Origin of the sequence: Amycolatopsis sp. NPDC051373 (assembly GCF_040689465.1) — a bacterium.
Taxonomy (GTDB): Bacteria; Actinomycetota; Actinomycetes; order Mycobacteriales; family Pseudonocardiaceae; genus Amycolatopsis.
In genome coordinates, this window is sequence record NZ_JBFBAE010000017.1 from 120,549 (window position 1) to 132,749 (window position 12,201).

The window sequence follows — 12,201 nt, forward strand, 5'->3', positions numbered from 1 at the left end:
CACCCGGGAAACTCCGCTGCCGAGGCGCCGGTGGAACGGCAGGCAAGGATATCCGAAAATCGGGCATACCACCTGGTCTCCGGTTTCGCCACCCTCCGGTGGTGGGTCACGCTCGCATGAGCAGCCCGCGCGGCACGGGCGCGGGTTCTGGGGACGTGGTGGTGAGGAGAGCGTCGTGAAATCGATCCCTCCGACGGTGGTGCCGGACGGCATGCGCGGTGCGGCGGGTGAGTTCGCCCGCGCCATAGACTCGGCCAACGCCCATTTGAGGCGGGTCAACAGCGAGATGGCGGCGCTGCAGGCGTCGTGGCGGGGCGACGCTTCGGTGCGCTTCGGCCAGGCGATGAACGACTGGGAACAGCAGTACGACCTCATCCTGGGCCGGCTCGCCGACCTGCTCACGGTCACCGGCGGCGCGGCGGACGCGCGCCCGGCCGCCGACGAGCGGGCGACGCCGTGGACGGGTGGCCTGAGCGGGATATGAGCCCAGGGCGTTTCGACTTCACCGACGCCGACGAGATCCTCGACCGGATGGGCAGGACGACCGGCGGGATCCGGGCCGTGCTGGCGGAGCTGGAGTCCACTGTGGAACGAAATCTGGCGGGCTGGACGCCGGAGGCGCAGGCGCGCTACTGGGCGGCCAAGCAGGCCTGGACCGAGGCCGTCGGCCGCATGCCCGACTGCGTCGAGCGGGCGCGGGAGGCGTTCCGGGAGATCGCCGGGAACTCCGGCGCGGCGGGGCCGAACGCATGCGGGGTGTGCCGGGAGGCGTGAAGGCCGGCGTGAAGCCCGGGCCGACGGGCGGCTCAACCCTGCCGTCAAGACCTTCGTGAAGCAGTGCGTAGAGGACGTTGACCTGCGATTATAGGGATATTCTTCACGATCGCGGCGGGCGTGAAGAATCTTGGTAAGAAAACGTGAAGTCGTCCGCGCGAGACTTATCACCGTCAACCTGGAGTGGTGGTAGGAGATCTCGTGAAGCTCGTCAAAGTCGCTGTTCTCGCCTCGGACCCGATCACCAAGGCCGGCGCCGCGAGCCTGCTGGGTACCCGCGCCGAGCTGCAGGTCCTCCCCGAGGACTCGGCCGCGCAGGCCGACGTGGTCCTCGTGATGGAGGAGCACGTGACCGATCGAGTGCTGTCGCGGGTCAAGGAGCTGGGGCGCGAGTCCGAGCAGCTGGCCGGACCGCACCTCGTCATCGTCGCCGACCACTTTCGGGAGAGCGACCTGATGACCGCCATCGAGTGCGGCGTCGTCGCGATCCTGCCGCGCCGCGAGACCGGTGGCGCCGAACTGGTGTCCGCCGTGCTCGCCGCAGGCGACGGCACCGCCAGCCTGCCGCCGCGGCTGCAGGGCGCGCTGCTCGGCCAGGTCCAGCGCATGCGCCGCGACGTGCTCGAGCCCAACGGCCTCACCCTGTCCGGCCTCGCCGCCCGCGAGTGCGACGTGCTGAGGCTCGTCGCCGAGGGCTACGGCACGGAGGAGATCGCGACGAAGCTCTGCTACTCGGAGCGGACCGTGAAGAACGTCCTGTACGGCCTGATGACCCGCTGCGGCCTCAACAACCGTGCGCACGCCGTGGCCTACGCCCTGCGTGCCGGCGCCATCTGAACCACTCTCGCCGGGCGGCGACCGGGGCGGTGCCGCCACCCTTGCTTCGGGCCTTCTCCTTTTCGTGGGGAAGGCCCTTTACGTGTCTGTCCGTGGTGGTTCAGACGTCCAGGACGCGCAGGCAGAGGCGGCGAAGGGTGGCGCGCAGGTCGTCGTCGGAGAGGTGGTCCAGTCCTCGCAGCGCGGGGCCGAGTTCGGTCGCCGTCCAGTAGGCGGCTGTCTGGTCTGGCGTCGGGTGGTCGCCGAAGAGCAGGCGCAGGCCGCGCCGGGCCTGGTCGTCGAGCGCCTGGCCGATGCTCTCGTGCCGCCGTGCGCCCGGGTCGGTGCGGTTGAGCGGAGAGACGGACCGGTGGGCCACGACCTGGTCCACGAAACCGTCGACAAGCAGCTCGCGCCGCTGCTGTCCGGTTTGGACCTTCGCGGCCGCTTCGAGGAGTTCGTCGAACGCCGTGATGCTGCTCTGTAGGAGAGCCGCGAGAATGTCGGCCTTCGAGCGGAAGTAGTAGTAGACGTTGGCTTTCGTGACGCCCATCGTGTCGGCGATCAGCTGCAGTGACGTGGCGTCGAACCCGTGCTCGGCGAACAGCTCCTGCGCCGTGGCGAGCACGGCCCGCCTGGTCTTCTCGGCCTGTTCAGCCCGGGTGGGTGACACCCGGCGATGCTAACCCACGGCGTTCGGTGCGGGGATGGGCTACGGTGGTTTCATTAGCCGAATGGCTAATGAAATTCGAGGAGAGACACATGCGCGTACTGGTGACCGGCGGGACCGGCTACGTCGCCGGCTGGTGCCTCGCCGAGCTGCTGCGGCGTGGCTACGACGTGCGGACGACGGTGCGTTCGGCCGCCAAGGAAGCCGCGGTGCGCCGCGCGGTCGGCAGCGAGATCGACCCCGGTGACCGGCTGGAGGTCGTGGTCGCCGACCTGACGTCCGACGCCGGCTGGGCCGAGGCCGTGGCCGGCTGCACCTACGTGCTGCACGTCGCTTCGCCGCTGGGCGGCGAGGGTTCGCGCGACCCCGACGCGTTCATCGGCCCCGCGCGCGACGGTGCCCTGCGGGTGCTGAAGGCCGCGACCGAGGCCGGGGTGTCGCGAGTAGTGATGACGTCCTCGCTGGCCGCCGCCGCGCCGCCGATCGGCACGCGCAGCGCCGAGGTGTTCGACGAGACCCTGTGGACCGACCCCGACGATCGCCGCCTCAACCCGTACCGCCGTTCCAAGGCCGTGGCCGAGCGCGCGGCGTGGGACTTCATCGAGTCCGCCGGCGGTGGCACTTCGCTGGCGACGGTGCTGCCGGGCGCGATCCTCGGCCCGGTGCTGGAAGGCCAGGCGCTCGGCTCCGTGCAGCTGATCGGCGCCCTGCTCGACGGCCGCCTCCCCGGCGTCCCGCGGCTCGGCTACAGCGTCACCGACGTCCGTGACCTCGCCGATCTCCACCTTCGAGCCATGCTCGCGCCCGAGGCCGCGGGCGAGCGGTTCGTCGCCGTCGGCGAGTTCCTGTGGCTGCGCGAGGCGGCGCGCGAGATCCGCGCGAAGCTCGGCCCCGACGCCGCCAAGGTGCCCACGCGCGGTCTGCCCGACTTCGTGCTGCGCGGCTTCTCGCTCATCAATGCCGGCGTGCGCGAGGTGGCGCCGGACCTCGGCCGGAAGAACGTGTACACCTCGGCCAAGGCGCAGAAGCTGCTCGGCTGGCAGCCCCGGCCCGCGGCCGCGACCGTCGTCGACTGCGCGCGGAGCCTTGTCGCTGTCCACTGAGGACGGTTAGGGTGCGCATCATGGTGCAGACTGCGGTGGAGATCGCGCGCGCGGTGCGCGCCGGTGAGCTGGATCCCGTCCAGGTGACCAAGGAAGCCCTCGCCCGCATCGCGGCGGCCGACGGCGTGGTCGGCGCGTTCCGGCGCGTGCGCGCGGCGGAGGCCCTCGCGGAGGCGGCGGAGGTCGCCGCCCGCCCGGACCTGCGTGATTTGCCGTTGGCGGGTGTTCCGGTGGCGGTCAAGGACGTCACGGAGGTCGCCGGCGAATACGCGGGCTGGGGCTCGGTCGCCGGTCCGCGGACGCCGTTTTCTTCCGACGGGGTGATCGCCGCCCGCCTGCGCGCGGCGGGCGCCGTGATCGTCGGTCTCACCCGCGTGCCCGAGCTCTGCCTGTACCCGATGAGCGACGACCCCACCGCCGTCTCCCGCAACCCGTGGGAACCCGCGTACACGGCCGGCGGCTCCTCGGGCGGCAGCGCAGCCGCCGTCGCCGCCGGCCTCGTCCCCATCGCCCACGGCACCGACGGCCTCGGCTCCGTGCGCCTGCCCGCCGCCATGTGCGGCCTCGTCGGCCTCAAGCCCGGCCGCGGCGTCGTCCAGGAGCCCACCGAGGGCTGGTACGGCATGTCCACGCACGGCCCGCTGGCCACCACCACCGCCGACGCGGCCTTGCTGATGTCCGTGCTGGGCGCGCAACCTTCGCTGGCCGACGTTCCGGTGCCCGGCCCGCAACGCATCGCCTTCTCCACCCAGGTCCCCGTCACGCGCGCCCCGCTCCCGCGCCCGCTCGGCCAGGCCGTCACCCAAGCCTCGACGGTGCTGACCGGTTTTGGTCATTCGCTGACGGAAGCCACCCCGGCCTACGGCTTCGACACCATGCTCGCCCTCGTCGCCCGCTGGTTCGCCGGCCCCGCCTCCCAAGCCGACGCGGAGTTCACCTTCCGCCACCTCCAGCCCCGCACCCGCACCCACGTCCGCCTGGGCCACCTCACGCGCGCCTTCGTCCGCGACCGCTCCCGCACCACGTGGATCTCCCGCGCCGAGGCGTTCTTCGACTCCCACGACGTCCTCATCACCCCGACGCTCGCCACGCTGCCCCCGAAAGCCCAGCGCTGGCACCGCCGCTCCTGGCTCGCGAACGCCCTGCCGGCCGTCCGCGTCGCCGACTTCACGGGCTTCTGGAACCTCGCGGGCTTCCCCGCCCTCTCCGTGCCCGTCGGTCACCACCCGACCCTCGACCTCGCCACCTCGGTCCAGCTCATCGCCCCACCCGGCGGCGAATCGCTACTGCTGGGCCTCGCGGCTCAACTCGAGGCGGCAAACCCCTGGCCCCGCAGCCGCTGACCCTCGCCCCGGTGGCATGGCCCCGCCCTCCCAGGGGGGCGTCCCACGTCCAGTCTATCGGCCACCCCCGACAAAACCCGCTGGTAGCAAGGGAATCCGGCATTTCCTGTGGATAGGCGGCTGCCTGTGGACAACTGCGGGGCGGGGGTTGACAGACGCTCGCGCGGCCACCGTAAGAAACGACGAAGGCCGCTTCCCCGTCGGAGGGGGAGCGGCCTTCGGTCGTGAAGTGCGGGTCAGGAGTTGGACTTGCCGGCCACCTGGGAGACCGGCTGAGGCGTGGAGCCGTTGGCGTTCCCGGTGGGCTTCGCGGCGGTGGCGGCGTTGCCGTTTGCCGGTACGGGCTTGGGTTTCACCGTCGGGGCCGGGGTGGTCGGGGAGTCGACCGAGACGACCTCGGGCTTTGGCTTCGGGACCGGAACGGGCTTCGGCGCGGCAGCGGGCTTGGCAGAAGCAGCGGGTGCCGGCGCGGCAGCGGGCTCGGCAGAAGCAGCCGGGGCAGGCGCAGGCTTGGCAGCAGGCGCAGCAGCAGCAGGCTTGGCCGACATAGAAGAAGCAGCCGGATCATCCCCGCCCACCAGCTTCGACGCCGACGGGATCACCGACTCCGCCGGAAGCGCCGCCAGCAGGGTCTCGCTGCTCTTCAGCACCTCGTCCGCCATCGCCAGGTTCTTGCGCGCCTGCTCGCGGATCTCGGCGAGGCGTTCGACCTTGCGGGTCGCCGCGGTGGTGCGCTGGGCGGCCTGAGTGGTGGCTTCGTCGAGGCGCCGCTTGGCTTCCGCGGTGGCGTCGTCGACGCGGCGCTTGGCCTCGGCCGTCGCCTCGGCGATGCGGCGTTCGGCCTGGTTCTTGCTCGCCGTGCGCTGGTCGGCGATCAGCTTCTCGTGCGCGGTGCGCTCGGCGGTGATCTTCGAGTCGAAGTCGCGCTCGATCTTGCGGCGCTTGCGCTCGGCTTCGTTGTCGAGGAGTTCCCGGCGTTGCGCCGCCTCGACGGTGAGCCGCTGCACCTCGGCGCGCGTCTCCTTCAAAGCCTCTTCGTGCTCGGAGTGCAGCGCCTCGGCCTGCTTGTCGAGCTCCGAGACCAGACGCGTGTAGCGCTCGCGCAGCTTCGTCGACGCCTCGGTGGACGAAGCCCAGTGCTTCTCCGCCGCCACCTGCGCGCGCTTGGTGATCTCGTCCGCGCGCGCCTGCGCGAGCTGCACCGTGCGCTGCATGCGCTCGTCCAAGTCCTCGAGCCGCTCGGGCGGCTTCATCAGCTCCTCGACGCGGCCCTGCAGCTTGGTCACCTCGCCGCGCGCGGCCTCGAGCTCGCGCGACAGCGTGGCGACCTGCGTCGCCGCCGCGTCGCGATCACTGAGCAGCCGGCGCAGCTGCGCCTCGATGTGATCGAGGTACTGGCGCACCTCGTTGCGGTCGAAGCCGTGCCAGGCTTGGGTGTACTCGCGCCGCAGGGGCAGGAGGCCGTTGTCTCGCTCGGGAACCATGGGCCCGACGGTACCCGCGCACATTGTGTCGTCGGCGTCAGGACTGGTGATTCACCGCCACGTGTCGGGCCCTACCTGGTGATCGTCGCCTGAACGGCCTCACCCCGGAAACGCACCGTGACTACCAGTGGAACCCGCGCGACAGCCGCGCAAGCGCCATCGCAGCCCGAGACAGGTGTTTCTCGCCACGGCCGATCTTGAGCCGGCCCGAACCGCCGGCCGCCGTCGAGTCGGGGAAGATGCGGAAACCCTGGTACGCGATCGCGTCAGTGAGGCCCGGCGCCAGCGTGTAGGTGAGCCCGATGGCCTGCCCCGCCGGGGTGCCGATGTGCTTGGGCCGGTCGATCAGCGCCTTCATGACCATGTCGGCCGCCTGCTCCGGCGACTTCGTGGGGAACGCGTCGTAGATCTTCGTCGGCCGGATCATCGGCGTGCGCACCAGTGGCATGTGGATCGTGGTGAACGTGATGCCGTCACCGTGCGTCTCCGTCGCCGCGATTCGCGAGAAGTAGTCGAGCGCGGCCTTCGACGCGGCGTACGCGGAGAACCGCGGTGCGATGCCCTGCACACCGATCGACGAAACATTCACGATGTGCCCGAACTTCCGCTCCGACATGTGAGGCAGCACCGCGAGAATCAGCCGCACCGCGCCGAAGTAGTTGATCGCCATCGCGCGCTCGTAGTCGTGGATCCGGTCGTACGACAGCTTGATCGACCGGCGGATCGAGCGCCCGGCGTTGTTCACGAGCATGTCGATCCGGCCGTGCTCGGCCAGCATCGCGTCCACGGCCTTGTGCACCGACTCCTCGTCGGTCAGGTCCGCCGGGTACACCGACGCCGTGCCGCCGGCCGCGATGATCTCGTCGCGCACCTCTTCCAGCTCGTGCTGCCGCCGCGCCACCAGCAGCGGCACACCGCCCGCCGCCGCGACCTTCAGCGCCGTCGCTCGCCCGATGCCCGAAGACGCGCCGGTGATGATCACGCGCCGCCCGTCCAGCTCACCGCGCGGGCCGTGCTTGCGGGCGCGGAACGGGTCGAGGTGCTCGCGCCAGTAGCGCCACAGCGTGGCCGCGTAGTCCTCGAGCCGCGGCACCTCCACGCCCGTGCCCGCCAGCGCCTTGCGCGTCTCGGTCGACGCGAACACCGACGGGAACGCCATCGTCTCCAGCAGCACCGGCGGGATGCCGAGGCGCTCCATCACCGCGTCGCGCGCGATCGTGAAGCCGGGGATGTGCTCGCTGAGCTTCACCAGCCCGACGAGCCCCTTCGACACGCCCTCGCCCAGCTGCACCGTGATCGTCGGCGCGCCCGCGGACCGCGCGAACGCGTTGTACACCGACACCACCGGCTGCGGCTCGGGGTTCACGAGGTGGAAGGCGCGCCCGTCGAGGCCTGGCGTGGTCACCAGCTCCAGCAGCGCCTTGGCCACGTAGTCGACCGGCACCACGTTGGTGTCGCCGAGGTCCGGCCCGACGATCGGCACGTCGGGCAGCCCGGCGAGCTTGCTGATGGCCGGGAATAGGTAGTACGGGCCGTCGATCTTGTCCATCTCGCCGGTCTTCGAGTCACCGACCACGACGGCGGGCCGGTACACGCGCCACGGCACCTCGTGCTGCTCGCGCACCAGCTTCTCGGCCTCGAACTTCGTGCGGTGGTACGGCGTGATCAGCCGCTGCCCGACGTCGAACATGTCCTCGGTGAACAGGCCCTCGTGATCACCGGCCACGGCCACCGACGACACGTGGTGCAGTCCGCCGGCGCGCAGGTCCGCGGCGAGGTCGACGACGTGCTGCGTACCGTCCACATTGGCCTTGATGCTGATCTCGTCGTCGGCGGTGATGTCGTAGAGCGCGGCCAGGTGCACCACGTGGTCGACACCGCGCAGGGCGTCGCGGTCCTCCTCGGACACACCCAGCATCGGTTCGCCGAGGTCGCCGGTCACGAGCGTCACGCGGTCCGCGTGCGGCCACCCGTCGACCAGCTTCGCCAGCTTCTCCCTCGACGACGCGCGCACCACGAGGGCGACGCGTTCCGCGTCCGGCCGCATGAGCAGCAGCCGGGTGAACTGGCGGCCGATCAACCCGGTCGCACCCGTCACCAAGAACGTCGCCATCTCCATCACCCTCCGCCGTACAACGCTGGACCCTTGCCGCATTCTGCTGCATGGAAGCCGCGCTGACCACAGCGCGCCCGAGTGATGTTACTCGCTAGTAACTTGCGGTGAAACCCGGGTCCCGCAGGTCGGAGGCACCTTTTCCGGCGACGGTGTCCCGATGGGCGGTACGAAGTGACCGTTCGCGACACCCGCCGCGCGGAGCGAACGGTCCCCTCGCATCAGGTGAACTGCACGCCGTTGCCTGCCACGCAGGAGAAAAAGGCAGAAAAACCGGTGCCCCGGCGAAATCCCGCCGGGGCACCCTCGTCGAATAGCACGGCGCGAAAAGCGCGGTGAAAACTCGGTGGAAAGGATCAGACCGGATCCGCGATGACGACCCGGTTCTCCTCGTACCCGTCGGTCCCGCCGACCCACCGGCCGCCACAGGTCACGAGCACCACCCGGTGTGGCCCAGCCTGCCCGAAGAGGTCGTCGGCGCGGGCCGGCAGATCGTCCTTGTGCACGGTGACCAGTTGCGAGATCCGGTATTTCGAGCTCTTCCCCGAACTGTCCACAATGGTCACTTCGCCGCCGATACGCTCGTTCCACAGCTCGGCGAACGGCCCCGTCGCGCCCTTCCAGTTCACGTGCCCCGCGAAGACGCTGGCGCCGCTCACCGCGTCGAGCGCGGCGCCCCACCAGGCCGCCTGCCCGATGTCCGAGGGCACCGGCAGCGTGTTGCCCGGCCCGAGGCTCTGGCGCACCATCGCGGCCGTCCCGCCGCCGGGCAGCCGGAGCGTGCCCGGCTTCTGCGGCGCGAGCGGGGGCTGCTTGTGCTCCACCGGCGCGGCGGGCGGCGGCCCGGCCGGCGCGGTGGACGGTAGTGAAGGCGGCGCCGAAGAAGAAGGCGCCTCCGAAGGCGCAGCCGGCCGCAGACCCGCGAGGGCGGCGGCGGCCGGCTGAGCGCTGCCGGCCACCATCGCCATCGGGGGTGCGCTGATCACGACGGTGGCGAGCTCCACCACGAGAACGCTCGCCGCGCCGAGGACGAAACCGGTGATCAACCGGCTCTTGCTTGCCATACCCGTTCCGCTCTCACTACCTCCGGGACGCGCGCCGCGCGGCGAACCCGACCAGACCCGAACCGACGAGCGCGAGCACCGCGAGGCCGATCAGCCCCGGCGCGGAGAAGCTCGTCTCGACGGCGCCCTTCGCCATCGCCACCGGCTGGTCGCCCGCGGGGATCGCGTGGGGGACCTCGTTCGGCGTGTTGGCGAGGCTGAGCGCCAGTGTCTCGCCCGGCTTCAGCGAGCCGCACACCGAGGGCGGGTTCTTCGGGTCGAACGCGTTCTCGTAGCCCGGCGGTGCGTTGACCTCGACGACGCAGATGTCCTGCGGCGCCAGCAGGTTGTCCACGGTCACCGCACCGGTGTCGCCGGCGGTCGTGACGACCACGGGCTTGCCGTCGGGGCCGCTGAGCGGCTTGCCGTCCTGCCCGGTGGCGGCGGTCTTCTTGTCCTTGCCGGTGATCCGCAGCGTCGCGCCGCCGATGCCCTTGCCGGTCTTCGCGTCGGTCTTGGTCACCTGGACCTTGCCCGGCTTCGCGACGGCGACGACGCCTTCCGCGGTCAGCGTCTTCTCGCCGCCGGTGGAGACCACGTTCTGGATGCCGGTGTTCACCGGGTTCTGCACGTACGGCCGGTCGGCCGGGGCCGAGAGCGACGTCGCGAGCTTCGGCTGGTCACCGGTCGGCGTGAGCTTCACCGAGATCGTGCCGTCGGCGCCCGTCTTGAGCGTGGTCTCCGTCTGCGCGCCCTGGACGGTGGCGCTGCCGCCGGCCGTGTCGGTGGCCTGGGCGTCGTCCTGCGAGTCGGAGTCGGTGCCGGTCGTCAGCGTCGCGTCGGTGGCGTCGAGCTTGACCGCGACGTCCGGGACGCCGGTGCCCTTGGCGTTCTTCACGGTGACCGTCCAGGTCGCCGCGCTGCCGAGGTGCTGGTCCTCCTTCGGCGGCGTGACCGACGCGGTCCACGGGCCGCGGTTGGCCTCGGCGTCGGTGGTCAGCTTGGCGACGTCGTCGTACGCCGTGGGGGCCTTGTCCTTCAGCCCCTGCAGGTGCATGTCGATGTCGTAGCCGATCTTGTCCGCGGGCAGCGCCTGGTTGAGGTCGTCGTGCCCGGGCCGCGGCGCGGAGGTGTACGAGTGCAGCAGGTGCGCCAGCGCGGCGGCGATGTTCGCGTCCTTGGTGTCGCCGTAGCGCAGCAGCAGGTACGAGATGTTGGCCGCCTTGTCGGCGGGGATCTCGTCGCCCCACTTGGTGAGCAGCTTGTCGCCGGGCTTGTACTTCTCGTTCGAGTCCGGTGCCTTCAGCTGGAAGCTGACGCAGAACACCTGCTTGCCGGCGACGAGGTAGGACCCGAGCCAGTTGCCGCTGTGGTCCTTGTTGTCGAACCGTTGTGCCGGGACCTCGACGCCGATGCCCTGCTGGGTCGCGGCGTCGGCGGCGGTCGGGCCGAGTGCGGTGAGGGAGAGTGCGCCGAGCACGGCCGTGGCGACCAGACCGGCGGCCGCGCGCAGGCGAGCGCGCGGGCGTGAAGACCACCCCATGGTGTGTTGACTCCTTCAACATGCTCTGCAGTGACGCCTTTGCGTCGACGCAGGTCACACGATCGAACAACTCCCCGACACGCGTTCGGTCACATTCCGAACACGCGAAGTGAAGGTTCGCGGCTGATCACCCGGATTGTCTAGGGGGCCATCGGGTGACCTGCGGTGAACGGTCGTGATCTCAGTCGCATACGGTGTAGCCCGGCGCGGGTCCGGTCCCCTGATCGGGCAAAAGGGTAAAGTCTCCTTTACTCGACCGTCTCGACGGGAACCAGCAGGCCCGAGCGGTCGTTGAACCCCATGCAAGGTGCCAGCAGATCCAGGAGGATCAGGTGCGTTCCAGTAGCAACCCGGCGTTCCGCAACCTGTCCCGCGGTTCGGCCGCTTCAGGGCAGTACGGGCCGAACGTGGGCTTCGACCAGCGGCCCTACGGCACTCCGCAGGGCCAGGGCGGTGTGCCCGGCTACGGTCCCGGGCAGATGGCCGCCGGTTCCGCCGACCGTCCGATGACGGTCGACGACGTCGTCGTCAAGACCGGTCTTTCGCTGGGCACCGCGCTGGTGTTCGGTGTCGTCACGGCCCTGTGGGCCCAGACCCAGCTGGTGACCGACGCGCTCGGCCGCGTCACCGGCATGAACGGCGCGCTGCTCGGTGCGCTGTTCGGCGGCCTGATCGTCGGGCTCGTGCTGTCGCTCGTGATCATCTTCGGGCAGAAGGCGAGCGGTCCGCTCACGCTGGCCTACTCGGCCGCCGAGGGTATTTTCCTCGGTGCGCTCAGCGGGCTGTTCGAGCTGCTCTACCCGGGGATCGCGCTGCAGGCGCTGATCGGCACGGCGGGTGTGTTCATCGCGATGCTGGTGGTCTACAAGACCGGCGCCGTGAAGGTCACGCCGAAGCTGACCAAGTGGATCGTCGGCGCCGTGGGCGGCGTCGTGGTCCTGATGCTGGTCAACCTGCTCACCGCGCTGTTCTTCGGCTTCAACCCGCTGCGCGACGGCGGGCCGATCGCGATCATCTTCAGCCTGGTGGTCATCGGCATCGCGGCGTTCAGCTTCCTGCTCGACTTCGACCAGGCCGACCGCATGATCCGGTCGGGGATGCCGGCCAAGTGGGCGTGGTTCGCGGCTTTCGGCCTCATGACCACGCTGGTGTGGCTGTACCTCGAGATTCTGCGGCTGTTGTCCTACCTGCGCGACTAGTACTCGCGTCGGACTCCCGAGAAGGCGCTCCGTGTACTACGGGGCGCCTTTTCTGTGTACGCGTTCTGTACGCGGAGAAATGCTCTTCGCGCGACGGAGCGCGTACGCAGAGT

General features: G+C 70.5%; 11 protein-coding genes. 6 read left to right on the forward strand and 5 right to left on the reverse strand.

The window, feature by feature from the left end:
- The first annotated feature begins 175 nt into the window (after positions 1-175).
- The 3 genes from AB0383_RS29695 (at position 176) to AB0383_RS29705 (ending at position 1,611) form a co-directional block, all read left to right on the forward strand.
- Positions 176-484 (forward strand): WXG100 family type VII secretion target, encoded by a 309-nt coding sequence (locus AB0383_RS29695; protein WP_364172303.1) that lies wholly within the window; start codon positions 176-178, stop codon positions 482-484.
- Complete coding sequence (locus AB0383_RS29700) at positions 481-774, forward strand: hypothetical protein (RefSeq protein ID WP_364172301.1); 294 nt, start codon at positions 481-483, stop codon at positions 772-774. The genes AB0383_RS29695 and AB0383_RS29700 overlap by 4 nt, the downstream gene beginning before the upstream one ends.
- A gap of 201 nt (positions 775-975) precedes the next feature.
- Positions 976-1,611: a response regulator transcription factor gene (locus tag AB0383_RS29705; protein WP_220244148.1), complete on the forward strand. Its 636-nt coding sequence runs from the start codon at positions 976-978 to the stop codon at positions 1,609-1,611.
- 100 nt (positions 1,612-1,711) lie between these two features.
- Here the strand turns inward: AB0383_RS29705 and AB0383_RS29710 are convergent, their stop codons facing one another.
- Positions 1,712-2,263: a TetR/AcrR family transcriptional regulator gene (locus AB0383_RS29710; protein WP_366189114.1), complete on the reverse strand. Its 552-nt coding sequence runs from the start codon at positions 2,261-2,263 to the stop codon at positions 1,712-1,714.
- An 89-nt stretch (positions 2,264-2,352) separates the two neighbouring features.
- Here AB0383_RS29710 and AB0383_RS29715 point away from each other — a divergent pair, with 89 nt between their 5' ends.
- Positions 2,353-3,363, forward strand: coding sequence for an NAD-dependent epimerase/dehydratase family protein (locus AB0383_RS29715; protein ID WP_366189115.1), 1,011 nt, complete (start codon positions 2,353-2,355; stop codon positions 3,361-3,363).
- Between the two features lie 20 nt (positions 3,364-3,383).
- A complete protein-coding gene (locus AB0383_RS29720) occupies positions 3,384-4,706 on the forward strand; it encodes an amidase family protein (protein ID WP_366189116.1) in 1,323 nt (440 codons plus the stop codon).
- A gap of 236 nt (positions 4,707-4,942) precedes the next feature.
- Here AB0383_RS29720 and AB0383_RS29725 read toward each other — a convergent pair whose 3' ends face one another.
- From AB0383_RS29725 to AB0383_RS29740, 4 genes are all read right to left on the reverse strand, one after another.
- Positions 4,943-6,190, reverse strand: coding sequence for a cell division protein DivIVA (locus tag AB0383_RS29725; RefSeq protein ID WP_366189117.1), 1,248 nt, complete (start codon positions 6,188-6,190; stop codon positions 4,943-4,945).
- A 121-nt stretch (positions 6,191-6,311) separates the two neighbouring features.
- On the reverse strand, positions 6,312-8,303 hold the full coding sequence (locus AB0383_RS29730; RefSeq protein ID WP_364172292.1) for an SDR family oxidoreductase: 1,992 nt from the start codon (positions 8,301-8,303) through the stop codon (positions 6,312-6,314).
- Between the two features lie 356 nt (positions 8,304-8,659).
- On the reverse strand, positions 8,660-9,367 hold the full coding sequence (locus AB0383_RS29735; protein ID WP_364172290.1) for a class F sortase: 708 nt from the start codon (positions 9,365-9,367) through the stop codon (positions 8,660-8,662).
- Positions 9,368-9,383: 16 nt separating this feature from the next.
- Entirely contained in the window at positions 9,384-10,889 is a 1,506-nt protein-coding gene (locus AB0383_RS29740) for a hypothetical protein (protein ID WP_364172289.1), read from the reverse strand.
- 332 nt (positions 10,890-11,221) lie between these two features.
- Between AB0383_RS29740 and AB0383_RS29745 the strand changes: the two genes are divergently transcribed.
- Positions 11,222-12,088 carry a Bax inhibitor-1/YccA family protein gene (locus tag AB0383_RS29745; protein WP_364172287.1) on the forward strand — a complete coding sequence of 289 codons (867 nt, stop codon included), beginning with the start codon at positions 11,222-11,224 and terminating at the stop codon, positions 12,086-12,088.
- Positions 12,089-12,201: the final 113 nt, after the last annotated feature.